This window comes from Pseudomonas sp. IT-P100 (assembly GCF_949767185.1).
In the GTDB taxonomy this organism is placed as follows: domain Bacteria; phylum Pseudomonadota; class Gammaproteobacteria; order Pseudomonadales; family Pseudomonadaceae; genus Aquipseudomonas; species Aquipseudomonas fluorescens_B.
In genome coordinates this window covers 50,680-74,862 of sequence record NZ_CATKQK010000057.1, presented here as the reverse complement: position 1 = coordinate 74,862, position 24,183 = coordinate 50,680, and the positions used below count along the sequence as shown (strand labels likewise).

Below are 24,183 nucleotides of genomic sequence, written 5' to 3'. Positions count from 1 at the left end.
TGAAAGAATGCGGTTTTCCGGTTTTTGGGGCGCTTCGCACCCCAGCGGGAGCAAGCTCCCCCGTCACAGTGCCGTGTTGGGTCAAACGGACGTATCCCCCTCGCCACACTGCCCCACGGGCGGTAACCTGTCGGGGATTTTTCCTACGACTATTGTGAATCGCCGAATGCCTACCCTGACCTTGTTCGTACAGCGCATCCTCGAATTGATGAAGCGCTACCCAGGGGTCATTGCGCTCGGCGGTTTCATCTCCGGGGTCGGCAGCTTCATGCTGGTCGATCGCCAGCAAGGCCTGGCGACCTGGATCACCATTATCATGGTGCTCAGCTGGATCTGGCTGATGCTGGAAAACAGCCTCACCAAGCTCTTCACCCGAATCTTCAAGCGCGAAATCCCCCAGCCGCTGCTGCGCTACGCCACGCAGATGATCCATCAGGAAAGTCTGTTTTTCGTTCTGCCTTTCTTTTTCATCACCACCACCTGGAACAGCGGCCAGTTTTTTTTCACCGGGCTGCTGTGCATCGCCGCGCTGATTTCCATTACCGACCCGCTCTACTACAAATGGCTGGCACCCCGGCGCTGGGCGTTTCTGGCGCTGCACACCCTGACGCTGTTTGCCGCGCTGCTGACGGCCCTGCCCGTCATCCTGCACCTGACCACGTCCCAGAGTTTCAAACTGGCCCTGGGCACAGCCGTCGTCCTGTCGTTCCCGAGCCTGGCGTCGATATTCCCGATCCGGACGGTGCGCAACGCGCTGGCCATTCTGAGCATCACCGTCGGCATCGGTGGCGTGGGTTGGGTGTTGCGCTCATGGGTGCCGCCGGCCACGCTATGGATGACCGATGTCGCGATCAGCACCCAGATGCAGGACCGCACGCCAGGCAAAAGCCTGGAAGAAGTCAGCGCCGAGCAGATTCGTGGCGACGGTCTGTACGCCTACACGGCGATCAACGCGCCGCGCGGTCTGGACGAGCGGATTTACCATGTCTGGCAGTTCAACGGCAAGGAAGTCGATCGCATCGCACTGGACATCCATGGCGGGCGCAAGGAAGGCTATCGCGCCTGGACCCACAAGCAGAACTTCCCCGGTAACCCGGCTGGCAAGTGGCAGGTTCGGGTGCTGACCGAGGACGGTCAGTTGATCGGTGTGTTGCGCTTCAAGATCACGGACAGCACACCGATCAAAGAAAAGTAATGCGGTTCGTGCTATTACGTAACTCTGCGTAATAGCCGAACAAGCACGGAGCTTATGACCAGCAGCACAATGCCCGGCAGTGCCTCACTGGACACCTCGCACACCCCTGCGCAATTGCACGTCACGGGTGACTGGACGCTTGCCCATTACGCTGACCTCAAGAATTTGAGCGAAAAGCTCCGCGGGCAATACGACGACAGCACCCACATCGACCTCAACAACCTCGGCGCGCTCGACACCGCCGGCGCATCGTTGTTGGTGGAGTTGCTCGGGTCGGACCGCCTGGGCAAATCCGCCGAACATCCCGACTGCACGTTGTCCGTCGCCGATCGTGCCCTGTTGCAGACTGTTTATTGCTCGATGACCGACTTCTGCGTGCCGATCAAGGAGCCGGAAATCGGCGTCGGCATTCAGCTGCTGACGCGCATTGGCCGCGCGGTAGACGCCATCTGGCAAGACACCCTGCAACTGCTGGGCTTCGTCGGCCTGATCCTGGAAACCATCGCCCGCAACCTGTTGCGCCCCAAACGCTGGCGCATCACGCCAATGATTGCGCACATCGAACAGACAGGCCTCGACGCCGCCCCCATCGTTGCCTTGCTGACGTTTCTGGTGGGCGCCGTCGTCGCGTTTCTCGGGGCGACGGTGCTGAAGAGTTTCGGTGCGAGCATCTTCACCGTGGACCTTGTGGCGTTCTCCTTTCTGCGGGAATTCGGCGTGCTGCTCACCGCCATCCTGATGGCCGGTCGAACCGCAAGTGCCTTCACCGCGCAGATCGGCTCGATGAAGGCCAACGAAGAGATCGATGCCATTCGCACCTTGGGCCTCGATCCGATGGAGTTGCTGGTGGTGCCGCGCGTGCTCGCGCTGCTGGTGGCGCTGCCGATGCTGACCTTTCTGGCGATGCTCTCGGGGATTGTCGGCGGTGGTGTGGTGTGCGCCGTGGCGCTGGATATCTCGCCGGCCATGTTCCTCTCGCTGCTGCAAACCGACATCGGCGTTCAGCATTTTCTGGTCGGTCTCGTCAAAGCGCCAATCTTTGCGTTCCTCATCGCCGCCATTGGTTGCCTTGAAGGCTTCAAGGTCAGCGGCAGTGCTGAATCTGTGGGTGCGCACACCACGTCGAGTGTGGTGCAGTCGATTTTCGTGGTGATCGTGCTCGACGCCGTGGCCGCGCTGTTTTTCATGGAGATGGGCTGGTGAGTCGTCTACCCCGAGCGCCCTCCGAGGCGGTGATCGAAGTCCGAGGGCTGTGCAATCGCTTTGGCCGTCAGAGCGTGCACGAGAACCTCGACCTGGATCTGTACAAGGGCGAAATCCTGGCCGTGGTCGGAGGTTCCGGCAGCGGTAAATCGGTACTGTTGCGCAGCATTGTCGGCTTGCGCCAGCCCAGCGAAGGGGTGGTGAAGGTGTTCGGCAAGAACCTTCCGACGCTGTCCGAACACGAGCGTTCGATGGTCGAGCGGCGCTTCGGTGTACTGTTCCAGAAAGGCGCCCTGTTCTCTTCGCTGACCGTGACCGAAAACGTCGCCCTGCCGCTGATCGAACACGCGGGCCTGAGCCGCAACGATGCCGAACACCTGGCGGCGGTCAAACTGGCGTTGGCCGGGTTGCCGCTATCGGCCGCTGACAAGTACCCCGCTTCGCTGTCCGGCGGGATGATCAAGCGCGCGGCACTGGCCCGGGCGTTGGCACTGGACCCGGACATCCTGTTTCTCGACGAACCCACCGCCGGCCTCGACCCGATCGGCGCGGCGGCCTTCGATCAGTTGATCCTGACCCTGCGCGATGCGCTGGGTTTGAGTGTGTTTCTGGTGACCCATGACCTCGACACGCTCTACACCATCACCGATCGGGTGGCGGTGCTGGCGCAGAAGAAAGTGCTGGTGGCGGACGCCATCGACAAGGTCTCGGAAACCGACGACCCGTGGATTCACGAATACTTCCATGGCCCTCGCGGCCGCGCGGCGCTGACGGCCGCCCAACAGTTGAATGAGGTCTGACATGGAAACCCGAGCCCATCATGTATTGATTGGCCTGTTCACCGTGATTGTGGTGGCGGGCGCCCTGCTCTTTGGCTTGTGGCTGGCCAAGTCCAGCGTCGACACCGAGTTCAAGGATTACGAAATCGTCTTCAACGAGGCGGTCAGCGGCCTGTCCAAGGGCAGCGCGGTGCAGTACAGCGGGATCAAGGTCGGCGACGTGGTGACGTTGCGCCTGGACCCGAAAGACCCGCGCCGGGTGTTGGCCCGGATTCGCCTGGGCGGTGATACGCCGATCAAGGAAGACACCCAGGCCAAACTGGCGCTGACCGGGATCACCGGAACGTCGATCATCCAGCTCAGTGGCGGTACGCCGCAAAGCCCGACGCTCAAGGGCAAGGGCGGTGATCTGCCGACGATCGTCGCATCGCCCTCACCTATCGCCCGGCTGCTCAACGACAGCAACGATTTGATGGCTGGCGTGAACGTCTTGATGCACAACGCCAATCAGATGTTTTCCGCGGAGAACGTCGAGCGCATCAGCAAGACCCTCGAACACCTGGAACAAACCACCGGCACCATCGCCGATCAGCGCGGTGACATCCGTCAGGCGATGCAGCAACTGGCGTCGGTCGGCAAGCAGGCCGGTGCGATGCTGGAGCAGACGTCGGCGCTGATGCGCAACGCCAACGGTTTGCTCAACGATCAAGGCAAGCAGATGTTCGGCAGCGCCGAGCAGGCGATGAAGTCGCTGGAGCAAAGCAGCGCGACGATCAATACGTTGCTGACCCGGAATCAGGATTCCCTCAACAGCGGCATGCAAGGCCTCAACGGACTGGCCCCGGCGGTGCGCGAGTTGCGCGATACCTTGACGTCGTTGCGGGCGATTTCCCAGCGTCTGGAAGCCAACCCCAGCGGTTATCTGCTGGGCAATGACAAGAACAAGGAGTTCACGCCATGAAGCTGACTCACATCGCCCTCCTCGGCGCTTTTGCGCTGACCAGCGCCTGCTCGATCCTTCCCACGTCCGAGCCGTCTGATGTGTATCGGTTGCCTTCGGCCCAGAGCGTTTCTCCCAGTCACGGCACGCCGCAGCGCTGGTCCCTGCGCCTGACCAAACTGCAGGCCAGCGAGGCGTTGAACAGTCCGCAGATTGCCGTGATTCCTCAAGGCGACCTGATTAGCAGCTACAAGGCTTCCCGCTGGAGCGACCCGGCGCCGGTACTGCTGCGCAATCGACTGCTGGATGGTTTTCAGCGTGACGGTCGGGTGGCGTTGCTGAGCACCGACGACAGCAATTTCCAGGCGGACCTGGAGTTGGGCGGGAGTTTGCAGGCGTTCCAGACTGAATACCAAGGCACCACGGCGAGTGTCGTAGTGCGTCTGGATGCGTTGTTGGTGCGCGGTTATGACCAGCGCATCCTCGCCAGCCGCCGCTTTGAAGTGAGTCAGCCGCTGAGCGATGTGAAGGTGCCAGCGGTGGTGGCCGGGTTTGGCCAGGCGAGTGATCAGTTGACGGCACAAGTCGTCAGCTGGGCGGTGGAGCAAGGACAGAAAGTCGCACCGCCTCCCCGCCCTTGAATACACTCAGGGCCTTTGTGGCGAGGGAGCAAGCTCCCTCGCCACACAAGCCCGCTCCCACAGGGGATGCGTGCTTAACCGAAGAACCAGTAGCAAACCCCGATTGCGCCCAGCACCCCGGCGAACTCCGCCAGCAATGCACACCCCACCGCATGCCGTGCCCGCTGGATCCCCACGGCGCCGAAATACACCGCCAGCACATAAAACGTCGTTTCCGTACTGCCCTGAACCGTCGCCGCGACCAACGCCGGGAAGCTGTCTACCCCGGACGTCTTCATGGTTTCGATCAACATCGCCCGGGCCGCGCTGCCGGAGAACGGCTTGACCATCGCCGTCGGCAACGCATCGACGAAGCGCGTGTCCCAACCGGCCCACTCCACCAGATGACGAATCCCGTCGAGGCCAAAGTCCAGCGCCCCGGACGCGCGCAGCACGCCCACCGCGCACAGCATCGCCACCAGGTACGGCAGCAGATTCCTGGCCACGTCGAAGCCTTCTTTCGCACCTTCGACGAACGCCTCGTAAACCTTCACCTTGCGCAGCGCGCCGATCACCAGGAACAGCATGATCAGCCCGAACAGCGTCACGTTGCCGAGGATCGAGGACAAGCCGGCCAGAGCGGTCGCCGAGAGCGTACCCAGCAACGCCATGAAGCCGCCGAGGGCGAGGGCACCGGGGATCAGGTAGGCGAGCACCACCGGGTCCCACAGGCGCAGGCGCTGCATGAACGCCACCGACAGCAATCCCACCAGCGTCGAACAACTGGTGGCGAGCAGGATCGGCAGGAACACCAGCGTCGGATCCGGCGCGCCTTGCTGGGCGCGGTACATGAAGATCGTCACCGGCAGCAGGGTCAGGGAGGAGGCGTTGAGTACCAGGAACAGGATCTGCGCGTTGCTGGCAATGGTGTCGCTGGGGTTGAGCTCTTGCAGCGCCTTCATGGCTTTAAGGCCGATCGGGGTGGCGGCGTTGTCCAGGCCCAGGCCGTTGGCGGCGAAGTTCAGGGTGATCAGGCCGATGGCCGGATGACCGGCCGGCACTTCCGGCATCAGGCGCAGGAACAACGGGCCAAGTGCCTTCGCCAGCCATTCGACGATCCCGGCCTTCTCGGCGATGCGCAGAAAACCCAGCCAGAGGGTCAGGGTGCCGAACAGCAGGACCATGACCTCGACCGACAACTTGGCCATGGCGAAAATGCTTTCCACCATCGCCGCGAAGATCCCGGCGTTACCCCCGATCAGCCATTGCGCCAACGCCGAAACGGCCGCCACGATGAAGAAGCCAAGCCACAGGCCATTGAGCATCAGTTGAATCCCCCGAAGAATGTGGCGAATGATAGCGGGGTCACCAGAAACGACAAACCCCGGATTTCTCCGGGGTCTGTTCGTGCGGCTTGCTCAGGTCACTGTGGGAGCCAGCCTGCTGGCGATAAGGCCGGCACGTTCAACATCTCTGTTGTCTGATGCACCGCTATCGCCGACCGCCTGGCTCCTACATAAAAGCCAGACTCCACAGGGGTCAGCTATCAGTTGCTGGAGGTTTCACCGGCCGGCAGTTTTTCCTTGCTGCGCCAGTGCGGCAGCGAGTTCCAGTAGCGCTGCCCTTTGGCATCGTCGTACATGCCTTCCCAGCGGGAGATGACCAATACAGCCAGGGCGTTGCCGATCACGTTCAGTGCGGTACGCGCCATGTCCATGATGCGGTCGACACCGGCGATGAACGCCAGGCCTTCCAGCGGAATACCCACGCTGCCCAGGGTCGCCAGCAGCACCACGAAGGACACACCCGGAACACCGGCGATGCCTTTGGAGGTGACCATCAGCGTCAGCACCAGCAGCAATTGCTGGCTGATCGACAGGTCGATGCCGTAGAGCTGGGCAATGAAGATTGCCGCGATGCTCTGATAAAGCGTCGAACCGTCGAGGTTGAATGAGTAACCGGTCGGCACCACGAAGCTGCAAATGGCTTTCGGCGCGCCGTAGGCTTCCATCTTCTCGATCACACGCGGCAGCACGGTTTCGGAGGAGGCGGTGGAGTAGGCCAGCACCAGCTCATCCTTGAAGATGCGCATCAGTTTGATCACCGAGAAACCGAACAGGCGAGCGATCAGGCCCAGCACCATGAAGGCGAAGAAGGCGATAGCGAAGTAAACCAGGATCACCAGTTTGGCCAGCGGCAGCAGGGAAGCGAAGCCGAAGTTGGCGACGGTCACTGCGATCAGTGCGAAAACGCCGATCGGGGCGTAGTTCATGATCATGTGGGTGACCTTGAACATGCTTTCCGAAACGCCCTGGAACATTGTCACCAGCGGGTCGCGCAACTCGGGCTTGAGACTCGACAGACCGAGGCCGAACAGCACGGAGAAGAAGATGATCGGCAGCATTTCACCGCGAGCGATGGCGGCGAAGATGTTCGACGGGATCAGGTTGAGGATGGTTTCGATGAACGCGTGTTCATGCTGTACCTCGGCCGCCGTGGCCTGATACTTGGAAATATCCACGGTACCGAGGGTGCTCATGTCGATGCCGGCGCCCGGATGGAACACATTGGCCAACACCAGACCGACAACGATAGCGATCGTGGTAACGATCTCGAAGTAGATGATGGTCTTCAGGCCGATGCTGCCGAGTTTCTTCGCGTCACCGACACCCGCGATACCGACGATCAGCGAGGAGATCACGATCGGGATCACAATCATCTTGATCAGACGGATAAAGATATCGCCTGCCGGTTGCAGGACGTTGCCAATCCACCAGGCCTTCTCGGCACTGAAATGGTTAAGCAGCGCACCGATTGCAATCCCCAATACCAGACCGATGAGGATCTGCCAGGCGAGGCTGAGCTTTGCCTTCTTCATATCTTTACCCTTACTTGCGTTTGACTCGGGCAGATGCAGGAACTGGAACGCTTGTGGCGAAAAAGTCTTGAGCATCTGCCCCCGTATAAGGTGCCCCGGAGCGATTATTCATGGCTCTCTGGCAGGCGAAAAAAGGCGCAACTATTCCGATGCAAGGAAGCGACGTCTAATGCCGTAAACGCCTACCCTATGCCGAATCGGCATGAGGTTTTTTTACTGAAACCGACGTCGCAAACGGTTCGAATGTGACATTTCGGCAGGCATAAGTGCCGTGAACCGGCCATTTCCGGGCAGGGTGGGTGTTTTTTGATCATTTTTGCGGGAGGGGTATTTCAGAAAAATCCGACCATGAGAGGCGAAAAATCGCTGCAAAATCAGGTGGTTTTTTCTCGATGTACGGTCACGCAAGAAACACCGGGAAATTATTCTCCGGTGATCATTCGTGCGAATGGAGAGCAGGGCAGCGAAACCGAGTGGTTCGCTGTGTTTCAACACATTGCGCGCATAAGCTCTCCGCAAGTCCGTCGCCCCATCACGGGACGGCGAACTTGCGTCGCAGCTTTTACCTGACCCGGCCCTTGCGCAGGCACTCCCTGTACCCGTAGGTCACTCCGCCCCTGAAACAGGCAGAACGTCCCGACCCCTTGGTCATGCGACTACCTTCCTCAGGTAGCGCATTGGAAAGAAACAATGCTGCTTCTTTCTTGTGACAGATTCAGTACCAGTTAGGATCTTTCTTCAGTTGTTCCATCAACAGGTCCTGCATGCCCTGGTCAGGCTTGCCCAGGAAGCGGTAATCGGCATGCCGCGTGGGCGACTTGTCGGCCGGCAACCCTGCAGGCACTTCGACCAGCATGGCGTAGGCATCCTTCTTGTCGAAGCTGACGGCAACGATCAGGCGTTTGTTTAGGCATGTGTCATGCGTTTCGCAGAGCGGCCCCACCAGATACTTGTCGCCATCTTCTTCCACCGCATTCATTTGCTCGGCGTCACCGGACAGATTCATCACCCATTCCGGCAGGCGTTCTTCCTTCTTCACCACGCCTTGCCAAGTGTCATGAAACTGCGGGTCTGCGCTTAACAACTCGTTGACCCGCGCCTGGCCGTCATTGGCCGCCATCACGGTGGCACTGCCGCCCAGAAGCAGGGCGGCTGCCATCGTTTTCAGTAAAACGATCATCTTCAACCTCGACCGCGACGGCCAAAGAAGAACGAAGCAATGAACATCACCAGGAACACGACAAAGAGAATCTTGGCGATACCCGTGGCGGTGCCCGCGATACCACCGAAGCCCAGTACTGCAGCGATGATGGCAATGATCAAGAACGTGATTGCCCAGCTCAACATGGTGATTCTCCTTACGCTTCTATTTAGAGGTGATGCTTGTGGTGCATGTCCCGGCGCATCGAATGCGCCAAGTTCGTGTGTCTAGAACACCCAGCGCTCCTGACGTGGCATCTCATCCGCAGGCTGAGCCTGGTCGACGTCCATCATTCGCATCGGTGCGCTGTCGACAGCAGTGCTGCTGACGGCGCTGAAGTGGGTTTGGGTCGGATGCTGGATGGACAGGCGTGGCACTTCTTGCTCCTGACTCTGCTCCCAGCGCTGAAACTGCTGGCCGCCGATCAAGGTGATCAATAGCGCCAGGACAGCAAACAGACCTTGCTGGATATGCAGTGGCGAGATACGCAATTGGGCGGCACGTTGGCGACTCATCCTGAAGCTCCTCCCACACTGTGGTGATCTTGTTGAGGGCGACGGTTGCGATGCCCTTGGTTAATCAGACTATTGCAGCCCGCATGCCAGCTTTTTCATAAGAAAAAATACATATAAATCAATAAGTTATGTTTGATGCAGGAAACAGGTGGGACGCATCCTGCACGATGACCCCTTTGGCGTCGTGCGTAATGCACGATAAGTTCGTAGGAAGTTTCAGAATTTTTGAATTGCGGGGAGGGCGTAGATGTCACAGAGGAAGTCGAGAGTGCACCTGAAAACCAGCGATCCGATAAAAAAACAACAAAATCAGATGATTAGCCGTAGGGTGAGTAGATAACTACCCTGATGTGGTCGGAATCGACCAGAATCAACCATGCAACTTGCCCGATTTTTCCGGGACTAACCAAGATCATTCGTTAAGGAGCGTAGGAAAATGGAATCAGCCACCGAGCATCAGGGCCGCATTCTGCTGGTGGACGACGAGTCTGCCATCCTGCGAACGTTCCGTTACTGCCTCGAAGACGAGGGCTACAGCGTCGCCACGGCCAACAGCGCAGCGCAGGCCGATGCGTTGTTGCAACGCCAGGTGTTTGATCTGTGCTTCCTCGATTTACGCCTGGGTGAAGACAACGGCCTCGATGTCCTGGCCCAGATGCGCATTCAGGCACCTTGGATGCGCGTTGTCATTGTCACTGCCCACTCGGCCGTAGACACCGCCGTGGATGCGATCCAGGCGGGCGCCGCTGATTACCTGGTCAAACCGTGCAGCCCCGATCAATTGCGCCTGGCCACCGCCAAGCAACTGGAAGTGCGGCAATTGTCAGCCCGCCTGGAAGCGCTGGAAGGTGAAGTGCGCAAACCCAAGGATGGGCTGGATTCCCACAGCCCGGCCATGAAAGTCGTGCTCGAAACTGCCCGCCAGGTGGCCAGCACCGATGCCAATATTTTGATTCTCGGCGAATCCGGCACCGGTAAAGGCGAACTGTCCCAGGCCATTCACGGCTGGAGCAAACGCGCGAAGAAATCCTGCGTCACCATCAACTGCCCATCGCTGACGGCCGAATTGATGGAAAGCGAACTCTTCGGCCACAGCCGTGGGGCGTTCACCGGCGCGAGCGAAAGTACGCTGGGGCGGGTGAATCAGGCGGACGGAGGAACGCTGTTTCTCGACGAGATCGGCGATTTTCCCCTGACATTGCAACCAAAGTTGTTGCGTTTCATTCAGGACAAGGAATACGAGCGGGTCGGCGACCCCGTGACCCGCCGCGCCGATGTACGCATCCTGGCTGCCACCAACCTCAATCTTGAAGACATGGTGCGCGACGGTCGTTTCCGTGAAGATTTGCTCTATCGCTTGAACGTCATCACCTTGCATCTGCCGCCGTTGCGCGAACGCCGGGAGGATATCCTGAACCTGGCTGACCGCTTCCTGGCCCGGTTCGTCAAGGAATACGCGCGCCCGGCGCGAGGCTTCAGCGACGAGGCGCGTGAAGCGCTGCTGGGTTATCGCTGGCCGGGGAACATTCGGGAGTTGCGCAACGTTGTTGAGCGGGCGAGCATCATCTGTCCTCAGGAGCGTGTCGAGATCAGCCACCTCGGGATGGCCGAGCCCCCGGTGAACAATGCGCCGCGCATTGGTGCTGCGCTGAGTCTGGACGAGTTGGAGAAGGCGCACATCGGCGCGGTACTGGCCACCGCCGACACGCTGGACCAGGCTGCGAAGACGCTCGGGATCGATGCTTCGACGCTGTACCGCAAACGCAAGCAGTACAACCTGTGAGTCTTGCCCGATGAAACTGGCGATGAAGTTGCGTACTCGGCTTTTCCTGAGTATTTCCGCACTGATCACCGTTGCGCTGCTTGGGCTGTTGCTCGGGCTGGTTAGCGTGATGCAGATGGCCGGAACCCAGGAAACACTGGTGCGCAACAATTTCGTCACCCTGGATCTGGGTCTGAAACTGCGCCAGACCTTGGGCGACCAGTTGATGTTGATGATGGATGACAAGCCCGATCCGGCGGCGTTCGAAGCGTCCAAGCAGCATTATCTCCAGTTGCTGGATGAAGGCATCGCCCATGATCAGGGGGGCGAGGGTCGCCAGTACGGCTTTTTGCAGGCCAAGAACGATTACCTGAGCTTTCTTCAGGCGTTGGCCCTGTCGGGTGATCCGTCCCATGTGCTGAGTGGCAACGAAGAGCTCACCGAAAAATTCAACGTGCTGCGTAACGGGCTGATTACCGAGCACAAGCACGCGCTGGACAGCATCAATGAAACGCAACGCAAGGCCCGGGATCGGGCGCTGCTCATTGCCGGCCTGCTCGGGTTGGTCGGGCTGGCAGTGTTGATTATCGGATTCGTGACGGCCCATGCGATCGCTCGACGCTTCGGTGAGCCGATCGAAGCCCTGGCTCAGGCCGCAGACCACATCGGCCAGGGCAACTTCGAAGTGACCCTGCCGATTTCATCGGCAGTGGAAATGAATCTGCTGACCAAGCGCTTCGGGATCATGGCCGAGGCACTGCGTCAGCACCAGGCGACCAATATCGACGAGTTGCTCGCCGGCCAGCAGCGTCTGCAGGCGGTACTCGACAGCATTGACGATGGTTTGTTGATGATCGACCGCGACGGTCATCTCGAACACTTGAACCCGGTGGCGCAGCGCCAGTTGGGTTGGGACACCGACCGTCTCGGCCAAGGGCTGGGCTCGGCGCTCGAACGTCCCGAGCTGGATCAACAGCTGCAACTGGTCCTGCGCGGAGGCACGCTGGAGCGCGCACCGGAGGACCTGAGTATCGAGGTCGATGGTGAATCGCGCTTGCTCACTTACAGCCTGACGCCTGTCAGTCATACCCAGGGCCATATTCTGGGGGCGGTGATGGTGCTGCATGACGTCACCGAACAGCGGGCGTTCGAACGGGTGCGCAGCGAATTTGTATTGCGCGCCTCCCATGAGCTGCGCACGCCGGTCACCGGGATGCACATGGCGTTCGGCCTGTTCCGCGAGCGCGCGCATTTTGCCGCGGACTCGCGAGAAGCCGACCTGTTGGACACCGTGAATGAAGAAATGCAGCGCCTGATGCAGTTGATCAACGACCTGCTGAACTTCTCGCGCTACCAGAACGGTTTGCAGAAACTTTCACTGGCGCCGTGTTCCATCGAGGAACTGCTGGAGCAGGCCCGTTCGCGGTTTGCCGATTCAGCGCAAGAGAAGGGCATCGACTTGCTGGTCGAAGTGCAGGGGCCATTGCCGTGGTTACAGGCCGATCAGCCTCAACTGGACCGGGTGCTCGATAACCTTATCGACAACGCGTTGCGTCATACCGGCGCTGATGGACAGATCCGCTTGCAGGCGCGACGCCACGGCGAGCGGGTGATTATCAGTGTCGAGGACAATGGCGAAGGTATCGCTTATGGCCAGCAGGGGCGGATCTTCGAGCCGTTTGTACAGGTCGGGCGCAAGAAGGGGGGGGCGGGGCTTGGCCTGGCGTTGTGCAAGGAAATCGTGCAGTTGCACGGTGGGCGGATGGGGGTCTATTCGCGGCCGGGGCAGGGCACTCAGTTCTACATGGCGCTGGCGGTTTAACGCGCGTTTACGCTTCGTCATCCAGGCGTCTGCTGGCCAGGCGCCGGCCACGGGTGATCAGCTCGATGAACTGAACGGCGCTCAATGCATGGGCGAACAACCAGCCCTGACCGAATTTCACTCCTTCACTGCTCAGAAACGCCGCTTGCGCTTCATGTTCGATGCCCTCGGCAATCACATTGAGTTGTAGCGCCTGGGCCATGTGAATGATGTGCGGTGCCACGCCACTGCTGGCGGCGTCATGTCCAAGCGCATCGATGAACGCCTTGTCGATTTTCAGGCAATCCACAGGCAGGGTCTGCAGGTAGGCGAGGCTGCAATAGCCGGTGCCAAAGTCATCGATCAGCACCTGATGCCCGACGTCGCGCAAGGACTGAAGGTTTTCCCGGGCCACTACCACGTCGATCAGTCCGCGCTCGGTCACTTCAAAGGCAATCTGTTTGGCTGCGACCCGGTGCAGGAGCAACAGCCGCGCCATGACCTGGCCGATACGCGGCACCATGACATCGCAGGCCGCCAGGTTGACTGAGATGTACAGCTGCGGATTGGCCCGCAACAAGTGCCCAAGCTGCTCCAGCAGGCGTTGCAGGACGAAGTCGGTCATCTGGCGGATCTGGCCGGTGTTTTCCGCCATCGGAATAAAAAGCTCCGGGCTGGTCAGGGTGCCGTCCGGCCGGCGCCAGCGCAGCAAGGCTTCAGCCCCGACACAATTGCGGCTGTCGAGGTCGAAGATGGGTTGGTACAACACCTGCAACTCGCCTCGCCGTATAGCGCCGGACAATTCGGCATCCAACGACTGTCGCTGGCGCACCAGCAGAAACACCAGGAAGCCCACTACTACGCCCAGCGCCAGGCTAGCCGGCACCAGCCACCACCAGGCGGCGGGCACATTCACGCCGGTGCGCGGGGTGATCAGCACCAATTGGTATTCAGGGCTTTTGGTTGGCATGAGGTAAATCAAGCGAGTCGGGGTGACTTGCAAGACATCGCTGCCTTTCGGTGGCCAAGGCACGGTCGGCGGCCAGGCTTGCGGGGAGCCCAGCACCGGAATCGCCCGAGTGCCGTGGTCGAGTATCACCAAAAGGCTGCTGCCCGGCGACAAGTCGACCATGTCGGTCAAATGTCCGCGAGAGGTCGCGACACGGAAATTGCCACGCCCGAGCATGAGCGCGGCCCGGTTCTCGTCAGGTTCGGTAGTGGTGTTCAACCAGTAACTGTAAGTGGGGTCTTTGATGTCCGGTGGCCGTGTCAAAGATAATCCTGCCTGGCGCGGACGGTTAGAGCAGATCTTCGAGGCATCCATATACGCAGCCTCGTACACGAACCGGTAATTGAAAGTGACCTGCTGCAAAGTGGCGATCATTTCTTTGTCGCAGGTTCGCAGCGGTTGGGCCTCCAGATCATCGAGACTTTCGCGCAGTTGTCCGAACAACTGCTCCAGGCGCGCAAGAAATCGCTCACCTTGCGCGTTCATTTCCGCACTTTCGTTCTGCTCGATCTGACGAACGGCCACGAACAGGCTGAGCGCCAGGAGCAATACGCTGCTCAGGACAGCCGCCAGCATCGCCAAAAACCAGGGGCGATAGAACCAGCTACGTAGCGTCTCTCGAGCAGCGGCCATATTGGAATATCCGAAGAATTACCAATGAGTTATAGCTGCTGATTGGGAAAAAGCGCGGACCGTCGGGCGGGCGTCATTATTTTGTCTGATTCAATACCAGAAGAAGTGCTGCCGTTTGCGCATCCGGCATGCCGTCGAAGCGGGACGGCCGGAAATGCATCTGGAAGGCTGCAATCACGTGACGTGTTGCAACATCCAGCTCACCGGTTTGCGGCGTGGCATAGCCCAGGCGAGCTAGCTGTCCCTGAAACCAGCTGATGCTCGGCAGTTCGGTATTGAACTGCGCTTGTTGGCGCGCCACCGCCTGTTCGTTCGGCCAGACGCCAAGGCCTTCGGCGGCTAGCCGTTTCCAAGGGAAAAGCGGCCCCGGATCCAGCTTGCGCAGTGGGGCGATGTCGCTATGGCCGATGATGCTGCGGGGGGTGATGGCGTAACGTTTGCTGATGTCTTTGAGCAGGACGATCAACGACTGGATCTGGGCTTCGCTGTAGGGATACCAGTAACGCCCTCCGGTGGGGGTTTCCTTGAATCCTGGATTGACGATTTCGATGCCGATTGAGCTGGAGTTCAGCCAGGTCCGACCCTGCCACTCACTTTCCCCGGCGTGCCATGCCCGCAGGTTTTCATCCATCAGCTTGTAGATGGTGGCGTTTTTATCGTCGCCGATCAGATAGTGGCTGCTGACTTCGCCGTGGGTCAGCAGTTGCAGCGAACGTTCCAGAGAGGCGGAGGTGTAATGCACCACCACGAACTGAATACGGCTGTCGTGATTGGCTGATGGATGGCTGGTGTCGAACCGGGGACCGCTGGTACAGCCGGCCAATAGAACCAGCGACACGATGAGGGCGAGAAATTTCATGGTAGAGGCAGTACACGCAAGACAGTAATGCAACAGTGTAACGTACTGCCTTGCGCGACGACGCTTAGCGGCCCCATTTAAACAAAATGGAACAATTGGCCTAGCCGAGTTCCACCCGATTGCGGCCTGCATGTTTGGCGCGGTACAAAGCCTGATCGGCTCTTTTAAGTACCATATCGCTGTGCTCTCCGGGTTTGAATGCAGTCATTCCCATCGAAACGGTGATGGTCACCGGCTCCCCCTTGAAGTGGAATGGGCAGGCTTCGATGGACGCGCGCAGGTTTTCCAGCAGTTTTGCCCCCGTCGCCGGCACAGTGCCTGGCATCAGCAGGACAAACTCTTCACCGCCAAACCGCGCAATGAAATCGGTCCCGCGCAGGCGCTTGCGCAACACGCTGGCGATGATTTTCAGTACCTTGTCGCCCGCCAGGTGGCCATAGTTGTCATTGATGCGCTTGAAGTGATCAAGGTCGAGCATGGCCAGCAACAGGGTGTTGCCGTGTTGTTGCCACTGGCTGATTTCGTGATCGAGCCGTTCGCTCCAGGCCGCACGGTTGGGCAGTCCGGTCAGTGGGTCGATCAAGGCTTTCTGGCGCTGCTCTTCAAGATGCTCGCGGTAGCCTTGGGCTTCCTGCTCCATGTGCGCCACGCGTTCTGCCAGGCCTTTAAGGCGAGCTGCCACTTCCTGTTCTCGCGCATCGCGCTGCTTCTGGTGCTGATCCATGGTTCCGAGCAGGCCTTCGAGGTGGTTCTCCAGAACGTGCTTGAGGTCTTCGAGGTCCGCTGCCTCTTGCATGCTGCTCTGCAGGCCGTCGACCTGCTCGCGGATCTGCGTGTCCATGTCCCGCGCAGCCGAGCGGTTGTCCGCATGGCCATCGCTGGCGGCTTGCAGGTTGCTCTGGAATGACTCGAGGCGCTCATTGAGTTGCTGCAAATAGACTTCAAATTCGTGCTGGCCACTGTTGTTTATTGCCAGCATCAAGGTCGCCAGATCGTCGAGAATCGGCAGCAACTCGTACCAATTCAAGCCGTTTTGCAGACGATCGCGCATCGCTTCGGCTTGTGGGCGATAACGCTCTGGCAGTGACAGGTCGTCCAGCAGGCCCAGAAGCGTGTCTTCGATGTGCTTGGCGACGGAGCTGTAGGACGGCTCCGGCGAGTCCGGCAGGGCGTAGAGAATATCGTGTTCGGATTGTTCCGGATCGATGGCGGCCAATGCGCCATCGAGAAATACCGCTGGGGTCAACTCGTCTGGATTGGTCGCCAGCTGAGTCTCGGATACCGCAGTGATGACGGCTGGTGAGGCGACTGGTGCCGGTTGCTCTGGCTGTTCACTCTCTGTTTGGACAGAAGGAACAGGCGCTCGCTGAGGTTCATGGACTGGCGGTATAAAAGCCACGACTTCAGCGATGGGCGTCGTCGCTGCGGGCGCTTCGATCATCTCTGGATCGGGCGGGGCAGGATGATCGGCAGGCGGCGTCACGGGCGGCTCGTCGGCAACGGGCACGGGATCGACGATCAGTTGCGGCAGTTCCTGAGGCGCCGCCGCAATCTCTTCGACAGGCGGCGGGGTGGGCGCTTGCGCCTCCGGGGGAACCACGCGCTGTACCGCATCTTCCGTTTCACGATTGCCAAACAAGCGCTGTAACAAGCCTGGGCGACCGGGTTCCGCCGGGTTCTCCAGCTGACTCAGGGCTTTCCCTTGCAGGCCGCTCAGCTCGCTGAGCAGCAACGGGATCTCGCGCGCCTGGCTGACGCGTCCGTCCAGTGTCTTGGCGAAGTTCTTGAGTGGGCGGCTCACTTCGCGGGGCAGCGGCAATGTCTGCAGTTGCGCCACCAGCGCGGTCAGTGCGGCGCTGGTCTGATTGACCCGGGTCTCGCGGCGCTGTTCTGAGTCGAGTACGGCTTTTTCCAGGCGCGGAAGCAGTGCCGCCAGGCCGGCGTCCATGTCATTGGTGCGGATGACTTCGCGCATTTCTTTCATGCACTGATCAACCGCGCGGTCGGTGCCCTCGGCCGCCAGCGTACTGCGCACCAGTCCGCGCCGCAGCAGGTCGAGCCGGGCATCCCAACGACGTTCGAGCTTTTCCTGTTGTTCGATGCTTTTAAGGTATTTCTCTTTCCAGCGCTGTGTTTCGTCGCTCATTCATGGGTTCCGCGAGGGGCAGGACTCAACGCGGGCAATGCATCGGCCGTGAGCGAACCCGGCAGACGAATCTCAACCGCGACCGGCAGGTGATCGGAAATGGGTTGTGCCAGCACTTCGACCTTTTCCAGCGTCAGCGTCGGGCTCAGCAGAATGTGGTCCAGACAGCGCTGCGGGCGCCAGCTGGGGAAGGTTGCTTCCAATTGCGGCGCCAGCAGGCCGAGGTCGCGCAACGGCGAATTTTGCAGCAGGTCACTGGCGTGGGTATTCATGTCGCCCATCAGCACCTGATGTTTATAACCACCGATCAGTTCGCGGATGTAAGCCAGTTGCATGCTCCGGGCGCGGGCGCCCAGCGCCAGGTGCATCATGACCACCACCAACGCTTCCGGACCTTCACCGAAACGCACCAGGATCGCACCGCGACCCTTGGGCCCCGGCAGCGGATGATCTTCAATCGCCCACGGGCGCAGGCGACTGAGCACGCCATTGCTGTGCTGGCCGAGGCGACCGAGATTGCGATTGAGTTGTTGATACCAGTAGGGGAAGGCACCGAGTTGCGCCAGGTGTTCAACTTGATTGACGTAGCCGGATCTCAGACTGCCGCCGTCGGCTTCCTGCAGGGCGACCAGATCGAAGTCGCCCAACAGATTGCCGATCTTTTGCAAATTGTCAGCACGTCCGGTGTGCGGCAACAGGTGTTGCCAGCCCCGGGTCAGGTAGTGCCGATAGCGCTCGGTACTGATACCGACCTGAATGTTGAAGCTGAGCAAGCGCAGACGGCTGTCTGCGGGCAGGCCCGTCGATTCCAGGTGATGTTCGTTGACCCGCGGATCATGCAGGCCAACGACGCGTTCAGTTCCCCAGCGGCGCATGGCAGTTGCCGCGCTTAGTTGGCAGCAGCCTTGTTAGCCGCTCGCTCTTTGTCGACCAGTTTGTCGGCCAGTTGCAACGCCTCCTCGGTGCCGCCGGCAGAACCCACATCAAAGCGATACTTGCCGTTGACGATCATGGTTGGAACGCCGGAGATTTCATATTTTTTGGCCAGCTCGCGAGCTTTGTTGATCTGGCCCTTGATGGCGAAGGAATCGAAGGTCGCCAGGAACTTGTCCTTGTCTACGCCTTGAGTCGCCAGGAAGTCGGCCATTTCGTTTTTATCGGTCAGCTTTTTGTGTTCCTTCTGAATGGCGTTGAACACGGCAGCGTGAACCTTGCTCTCGACGCCCATGGCTTCCAGGGTCAGGAACATTTGGCCGTGTGCGTCCCATGGGCCGCCGAACATGGCTGGAATACGGACGAAATTCACGTCGGACGGCAGTTTCTCGACCCAGGGATTGATCACCGGCTCGAAAGCGTAGCAATGCGGGCAGCCGTACCAGAACAGCTCCACCACTTCGATCTTGCCAGGCACGGCTACCGGAACCGGATTACTCAGTTCGACATAAGGGGCGGCGGGTGCCTCGGCGGCTTGGGCAGTCATGCCGAAAAGGCTGGCAGCGACGAGTGCGGCGCTGATGATCAGATTACGCATGCTTTACTCCTGGACAATTCGGGTCGCCTCGCGCGACCTGTTTTCAGACAGGTCATGGCGGGCTTGAGTTCTGTAGTGTAACGGCAGCAGGCACAAAAAAGGGCGGCCTGAGCCACCCTTTTTATACTTGCTGCGACGGATTAATAGAGCGTTAACGTTGCAGGAGATGTACATCTCGCATATCGCTCTATCCGCCGGTCCTAGTGCAGACCCTGAATGTAGCTGGACACCGCAGCGATGTCTTCGTCGCTCAGGCGTTTGGCAATGGTCTGCATGGTTTTGGTGTCGCCGTCGTTGTTGCGACCGCCTTCTTCCTTGCGGAAATCGGTCAGCTGCTTGGCAATGTATTGAGCGTGCTGGCCACCCAGGTGCGGGAAGCCGGCGGCCGCATTGCCTGCGCCGTTTGGCGAGTGGCAGCCGGTGCAGGCTGGCAAGCCCTTGGCAAGGTCACCGCCACGGAACAGTGCTTCACCGCGAGCCACGACTTTAGGGTCGGCGGCGCCAACGCTGCCTTTCTGGCTGGCGAAGTAGGCAGCGATATCGGCCATGTCCTGATCGCTCAGGTTGGTCAGCAGGCCGGTCATTTCCAGTACCGTGCGTTTGCCGGACTTGATGTCGTGCAGCTGCTTGTTCAGATAACGCTCGCCTTGACCTGCCAGTTTCGGAAAGTTAGGCGCCATGCTGTTGCCATCCGGGCCATGACAGGCGCCACATACTGCGGCTTTCGCCTGACCAGCAGTTGCATCACCTGCAGCATGGGCTATGCCGGAGATCCCCACGGTCAACAGCAGACTCACGATCAATTTGTTCATCAGCTAATCCAACTACGGCTAAGGGTTAAAGAGTTATGGACCGGGATCACTCGCTCATCCACTGGATGATGGCTTGGTAATCCTCGGCACTGCAGTCCATGCACAAACCACGCGGCGGCATCGCCTTGAAACCCTGGGTCACGTGTTGCACCAGCGTCTCCATACCTTTCGCCAACCTCGGCGTCCAAGCTTCCTGATCGCCCTTTCGGGGCGCCATGGGGAGTTGGCCGGAATGACAGGCACCACACACACGGTTGTACACAGCTTCCGGATCCTGTGTAGCCTGAGCGCTGTAAAGCGGCATCAAGACACCGGCAGCTAGCAGCCATTTCGTCATAAAACGACCTTTTCAGGGTTGAGAGCGTTCTGCGTTCTAGTGCGCAATCAAGGTCAATCGCTCTCGTGAACTTCATCCTACGCTGGGACAAAGCGCACACAAAATCTGCGGCATTATATACTGGCGTCACTGAAACGGAAACGACACCGCTTGCCGCGTCCATTCCCGGCGCCGCCCACATCGGAAATCCCATGCAACTCAAGAACCCCATCCTCGGCCTGTGCCAACAGTCCACCTTCATGCTCAGCGCTGCCAAAGTCGACCAATGTCCCGACGACGAAGGCTTTGAAGTGGCCTTCGCCGGGCGTTCCAACGCTGGTAAATCCAGCGCGTTGAACACCCTGACGCATGCCAGCCTGGCGCGGACCTCGAAAACTCCGGGTCGCACGCAACTCTTGAATTTCTTCAAGCTAGACGATGATCGTCGTCTGGTCGACCTGCCGGGCTACGGTTACGCGAAAGTACCGATCCCGTTGAAGCTGCACTGGCAGCGTCACCTGGAAGCTTATCTGGGTGGTCGCGAGAGTTTGAAGGGTCTGATTTTGATGATGGACATCCGTCATCCAATGACCGACTTCGACCTGTTGATGCTCGACTGGGCCGTCGCCAGTGGCATGCCGATGCACATTCTGCTGACCAAGGCGGACAAGCTGACCTACGGCGCCGCGAAAAACGTGCTGCTCAAGGTTCAGTCAGACATTCGTAAAGGCTGGGGGGATGCGATCAGCATTCAGCTGTTTTCGGCGCCAAAACGCATGGGCCTGGAAGACGCCTACACTGTATTGGCGGGCTGGATGGAACTGGCTGACAAAGGCTCCGAACTCGCGGAATAACAAATCGCGGGCAAAAAAAACCCCGGACTTCTTATGGGGAGGGGGAAGTTCCGGGGTTCAAGTTCCGGACCGCTAGGGCGGGGTCCAGATTATCTGCCAACACTTAACACAACATAGGAGCATCGAAGGGCTTCACCAGCCATTCAGTTACTCTGAGTGGCAGTTCACAGGTTTAGTTCCGGGGTTACAGAAACCATTTGAAATAAGCCGGATCGCCAACCGAAATAAGCGCCCTTCGACCCTTCTGCCGCGGCACTATGCCGCAGCAGACACCGCCTGTTTCAGACGGCTCAGTGAGCTTCGTCCCAGTTATTGCCCACGCCAACCTCGACCAGCAGCGGCACATCAAGCTTCGCGGCATCGGCCATGTGGGTGCGAATCTCCTCGCGAACCTGATCGACCAGGTCTTCACGCACCTCAAGCACCAGTTCATCGTGCACCTGCAGGATGACTTTGGCGTCCAGGCCCGATGAGGTCAGCCAGTTATCCACAGCCACCATGGCTTTCTTGATGATGTCCGCCGCCGTGCCTTGCATCGGCGCATTGATCGCCGTGCGTTCGGCGCCTTTGCGCAGGGCCGGGTTTTTCGCGTTGATTTCCGGCAAGTACAGACGACGACCGAAGAGGGTCTCGACGAAACCTTGCTCGGCCGCCTGGGCGCGGGTGCGCTCCATGTACTCCAGGACGCCTGGATAGCGAGCGAAATAGCGGTCGATGTACGCCTGGGACTGTTTGCGATCGACGCCGATCTGCTTGGCCAGGCCAAACGCGCTCATGCCATAGATCAAACCGAAGTTGATCGCCTTGGCGCTACGACGCTGATCAGTGGTGACGTCTGCCAGCTCGACACCGAACACTTCGGCGGCGGTGGCTTTGTGTACGTCCAGGTCATTGCGGAAGGCGTGCAGCAAGCCTTCATCCTTGGCCAGGTGCGCCATGATCCGCAGTTCGATTTGCGAGTAGTCCGCAGCCAGCAGCTTGTAGCCTTTGGGCGCCACGAACGCCTGGCGAATCCGCCGACCTTCGGCGGTGCGGATCGGGATGTTCTGCAGGTTCGGATCGCTGGACGACAAACGCCCCGTCGCCGCGACAGCCTGATGATAAGACGTGTGAATCCGCCCGGTGCGAGGGTTGATCTGCTCCGGCAGGCGGTCGGTGTAAGTGCTTTTCAGTTTGCTCATCGAGCGGTATTGCATCAGCACTTTGGGCAGCGGGTAATCCTGTTCGGCCAGTTCCGCCAGCACCGCTTCGGCGGTAGATGCCTGGCCTTTGGCGGTTTTGCTGAGAATCGGCAAGCCGAGTTTTTCGTACAGGATCACGCCCAGTTGTTTCGGCGAGCCAAGGTTGAATTCTTCGCCAGCGATGGCAAATGCCTCACGCTCCAGCGCGACCATTTTCTCGCCCAGCTCAACGCTCTGGATGCCCAGCAGGTTGGTATCGACCAACGCGCCTTGGCGTTCGATTCGCGCAAGCACCGGCACCAGTGGCATTTCGATGTCGCTCAAGACTTTGCTCAGGCTCGGAATCGCATTGAGCTTTTCCTGCAGGGTTTGATGCAGGCGAAGCGTCACGTCGGCGTCTTCGGCGGCGTACGGTCCGGCCAGTTCCAGGGAAATCTGGTCAAAGGTCAGCTGCTTGGCGCCTTTGCCGGCGATGTCCTGGAAGCTGGTGGTGGTGTGATTCAGGTATTTGAGCGCCAGGCTGTCCATGTCGTGACGGGTCGCGGTGGAATCCAGCACGTAGGATTCGAGCATGGTGTCGAAGGCGATGCCTTGCACGGTGATGCCGCAGCTCTGATCGCCGCCGATGGCGCAGTTGGCCAGGATGTTCATGTCGAACTTGGCGTGCTGGCCGACCTTGAGTTTCTTCGGGTCTTCCAGGATCGGTTTCAGCGCGCGCAGCACGGTGTCACGATCGAGTTGCTCTGGAACGCCCATGTAGGAATGGGTCAGCGGGATGTAGGCCGCTTCGTTGGCCTGTACAGCGAACGACAGGCCGACCAGCTGCGCCTGCTGCGCATCGATGCCGGTGGTTTCGGTATCAAAGGCGATCAGCGTGGCGTCATTGAGTTTTTTAAGCCAGAGGTCGAAATCCGCCTGAGTGAGAATCGTCGTGTACTTGAGTTCGGTCTCGACCGCGGCTTCTTCAGCTACCGGTGCGGTGACTTCCTGGCCGGAGCGCTTGGCGTCGCGCTGGTTTTCTTCGAACCAGCTCTTGAATTCCAGCAGGGTATAGAGCTCGGCCAGTTTGTCGTGATCCGGCTTGCCCATTTGCAGGTCGTCGAGGCCGATGTCCAGTGGCACGTCGATCTTGATCGTCGCCAGTTGATAGGAGAGGAAGGCCATCTCCCTGTGCTCTTCGAGCTTGGCCGGCAGTGTTTTCGCGCCGCGAATCGGCAGGGTCGGAACGATATCGAGCTGGGCATACAGCTCGGTCAGGCCGCCGTTTACGCCGACCAGCAGGCCGGAAGCGGTCTTGGGGCCGATGCCCGGAACGCCCGGAATGTTGTCGGACGAATCGCCCATCAGTGCCAGATAATCGATGATCTGCTCGGGAACGACGCCGAATTTCTCCTTCACGCCCTCCACGTCCAACGCGCTACCGGTCATGGTGTTGACCAAGGTAATGTGGCCGTCGACCAACTGCGCCATGTCTTTGTCGCCGGTGGAGATGATCACTGGGCGGTCAGCCGCCGCACTGCTGCGGGCCAGGGTGCCGATCACGTCATCGGCCTCGACGCCTTCGACGCACAGCAGCGGGAAGCCCAGAGCGATCACGCTTTGGTGCAGCGGTTCGATCTGCACGCGCATGTCGTCGGGCATGCTCGGGCGGTTGGCCTTGTACTCGGCGAACATTTCGTCCCGGAATGTCCCGCCCTTGGCGTCGAATACGACGGCGAACGGACTGTCCGGGTACTGCTTGCGCAGACTCTTGAGCATGTTCAGCACGCCTTTGACCGCTCCGGTCGGCAGACCTTTGGAAGTGGTCAGCGGTGGCAGGGCGTGAAAGGCGCGGTACAGGTAAGAAGAACCGTCCACCAGGACGAGGGGGGCTTGGCTCATGAGCAGGATCAACCTTTTCGGCGGGTCAGGCGCTAGAATAGCGGGACCGTTGACGACAAAGGGACAA

General features: G+C 59.7%; 21 protein-coding genes. 8 read left to right on the top strand and 13 right to left on the bottom strand.

Going from position 1 to position 24,183, the window contains the following annotated elements:
* The first annotated feature begins 166 nt into the window (after positions 1-166).
* From ACM6IQ_RS27180 to ACM6IQ_RS27160, 5 genes are read left to right on the top strand one after another with little or no spacing between them, the layout of a single operon-like run.
* Complete coding sequence (locus ACM6IQ_RS27180; protein WP_017341740.1) at positions 167-1,195, top strand: DUF5924 family protein; 1,029 nt, start codon at positions 167-169, stop codon at positions 1,193-1,195.
* 54 nt (positions 1,196-1,249) lie between these two features.
* Positions 1,250-2,398: an MlaE family lipid ABC transporter permease subunit gene (locus ACM6IQ_RS27175; RefSeq protein ID WP_414880289.1), complete on the top strand. Its 1,149-nt coding sequence runs from the start codon at positions 1,250-1,252 to the stop codon at positions 2,396-2,398.
* Positions 2,395-3,198: an ABC transporter ATP-binding protein gene (locus ACM6IQ_RS27170; RefSeq protein ID WP_017341742.1), complete on the top strand. Its 804-nt coding sequence runs from the start codon at positions 2,395-2,397 to the stop codon at positions 3,196-3,198. Before ACM6IQ_RS27175 ends, ACM6IQ_RS27170 begins: the two co-directional genes overlap by 4 nt.
* Position 3,199: 1 nt before the next feature.
* A complete protein-coding gene (locus ACM6IQ_RS27165; protein WP_017341743.1) occupies positions 3,200-4,138 on the top strand; it encodes an MlaD family protein in 939 nt (312 codons plus the stop codon).
* Positions 4,135-4,758 carry an ABC-type transport auxiliary lipoprotein family protein gene (locus tag ACM6IQ_RS27160; protein WP_017341744.1) on the top strand — a complete coding sequence of 208 codons (624 nt, stop codon included), beginning with the start codon at positions 4,135-4,137 and terminating at the stop codon, positions 4,756-4,758. The genes ACM6IQ_RS27165 and ACM6IQ_RS27160 overlap by 4 nt, the downstream gene beginning before the upstream one ends.
* A gap of 74 nt (positions 4,759-4,832) precedes the next feature.
* Here ACM6IQ_RS27160 and ACM6IQ_RS27155 read toward each other — a convergent pair whose 3' ends face one another.
* The 5 genes from ACM6IQ_RS27155 to ACM6IQ_RS27135 form a co-directional block, all read right to left on the bottom strand.
* The gene (locus ACM6IQ_RS27155; protein ID WP_017341745.1) at positions 4,833-6,062 is read right to left on the bottom strand and encodes a nucleoside recognition domain-containing protein; all 1,230 of its coding nucleotides are present in this window, start codon (positions 6,060-6,062) and stop codon (positions 4,833-4,835) included.
* A 221-nt stretch (positions 6,063-6,283) separates the two neighbouring features.
* Positions 6,284-7,615 carry a glutamate/aspartate:proton symporter GltP gene (gene gltP / locus ACM6IQ_RS27150; RefSeq protein ID WP_414880288.1) on the bottom strand — a complete coding sequence of 444 codons (1,332 nt, stop codon included), beginning with the start codon at positions 7,613-7,615 and terminating at the stop codon, positions 6,284-6,286.
* Positions 7,616-8,330: 715 nt separating this feature from the next.
* Positions 8,331-8,795, bottom strand: coding sequence for an inhibitor of vertebrate lysozyme family protein (locus ACM6IQ_RS27145; protein ID WP_414880287.1), 465 nt, complete (start codon positions 8,793-8,795; stop codon positions 8,331-8,333).
* 2 nt (positions 8,796-8,797) lie between these two features.
* Positions 8,798-8,962, bottom strand: coding sequence for a DUF1328 domain-containing protein (locus ACM6IQ_RS27140; RefSeq protein ID WP_003177151.1), 165 nt, complete (start codon positions 8,960-8,962; stop codon positions 8,798-8,800).
* A gap of 81 nt (positions 8,963-9,043) precedes the next feature.
* Positions 9,044-9,331, bottom strand: coding sequence for a hypothetical protein (locus ACM6IQ_RS27135; protein WP_017341748.1), 288 nt, complete (start codon positions 9,329-9,331; stop codon positions 9,044-9,046).
* A 436-nt stretch (positions 9,332-9,767) separates the two neighbouring features.
* On the opposite strand from ACM6IQ_RS27135, the gene algB reads away from it, so the two are divergent.
* Positions 9,768-11,114 carry a sigma-54-dependent response regulator transcription factor AlgB gene (gene algB / locus ACM6IQ_RS27130; protein WP_017341749.1) on the top strand — a complete coding sequence of 449 codons (1,347 nt, stop codon included), beginning with the start codon at positions 9,768-9,770 and terminating at the stop codon, positions 11,112-11,114.
* A gap of 10 nt (positions 11,115-11,124) precedes the next feature.
* On the top strand, positions 11,125-12,915 hold the full coding sequence (locus tag ACM6IQ_RS27125; RefSeq protein ID WP_414880286.1) for a KinB sensor domain-containing domain: 1,791 nt from the start codon (positions 11,125-11,127) through the stop codon (positions 12,913-12,915).
* A gap of 7 nt (positions 12,916-12,922) precedes the next feature.
* Here the strand turns inward: ACM6IQ_RS27125 and ACM6IQ_RS27120 are convergent, their stop codons facing one another.
* The 7 genes from ACM6IQ_RS27120 to ACM6IQ_RS27090 form a co-directional block, all read right to left on the bottom strand.
* The gene (locus ACM6IQ_RS27120) at positions 12,923-14,536 is read right to left on the bottom strand and encodes an EAL domain-containing protein (RefSeq protein WP_017341751.1); all 1,614 of its coding nucleotides are present in this window, start codon (positions 14,534-14,536) and stop codon (positions 12,923-12,925) included.
* 76 nt (positions 14,537-14,612) lie between these two features.
* Positions 14,613-15,395, bottom strand: a complete 783-nt coding sequence (locus tag ACM6IQ_RS27115; protein ID WP_017341752.1) for an N-acetylmuramoyl-L-alanine amidase — start codon at positions 15,393-15,395, stop codon at positions 14,613-14,615.
* Positions 15,396-15,495: 100 nt separating this feature from the next.
* Entirely contained in the window at positions 15,496-17,541 is a 2,046-nt protein-coding gene (locus ACM6IQ_RS27110; protein ID WP_414880285.1) for a diguanylate cyclase, read from the bottom strand.
* Positions 17,538-18,416, bottom strand: coding sequence for an endonuclease/exonuclease/phosphatase family protein (locus tag ACM6IQ_RS27105; protein WP_017341754.1), 879 nt, complete (start codon positions 18,414-18,416; stop codon positions 17,538-17,540). The genes ACM6IQ_RS27110 and ACM6IQ_RS27105 overlap by 4 nt, the downstream gene beginning before the upstream one ends.
* A gap of 14 nt (positions 18,417-18,430) precedes the next feature.
* Complete coding sequence (gene dsbA / locus ACM6IQ_RS27100; protein WP_414880284.1) at positions 18,431-19,072, bottom strand: thiol:disulfide interchange protein DsbA; 642 nt, start codon at positions 19,070-19,072, stop codon at positions 18,431-18,433.
* Positions 19,073-19,272: 200 nt separating this feature from the next.
* Positions 19,273-19,884 (bottom strand): c-type cytochrome, encoded by a 612-nt coding sequence (locus ACM6IQ_RS27095; RefSeq protein ID WP_017341756.1) that lies wholly within the window; start codon positions 19,882-19,884, stop codon positions 19,273-19,275.
* A 46-nt stretch (positions 19,885-19,930) separates the two neighbouring features.
* A complete protein-coding gene (locus ACM6IQ_RS27090) occupies positions 19,931-20,221 on the bottom strand; it encodes a c-type cytochrome (RefSeq protein ID WP_017341757.1) in 291 nt (96 codons plus the stop codon).
* A 191-nt stretch (positions 20,222-20,412) separates the two neighbouring features.
* On the opposite strand from ACM6IQ_RS27090, the gene yihA reads away from it, so the two are divergent.
* Entirely contained in the window at positions 20,413-21,054 is a 642-nt protein-coding gene (gene yihA / locus ACM6IQ_RS27085; protein ID WP_017341758.1) for a ribosome biogenesis GTP-binding protein YihA/YsxC, read from the top strand.
* 290 nt (positions 21,055-21,344) lie between these two features.
* On the opposite strand, the gene polA is transcribed toward yihA, so the two are convergent.
* Positions 21,345-24,116, bottom strand: a complete 2,772-nt coding sequence (polA, locus tag ACM6IQ_RS27080) for a DNA polymerase I (RefSeq protein ID WP_414880283.1) — start codon at positions 24,114-24,116, stop codon at positions 21,345-21,347.
* Between the last annotated feature and the right edge of the window lie 67 nt (positions 24,117-24,183).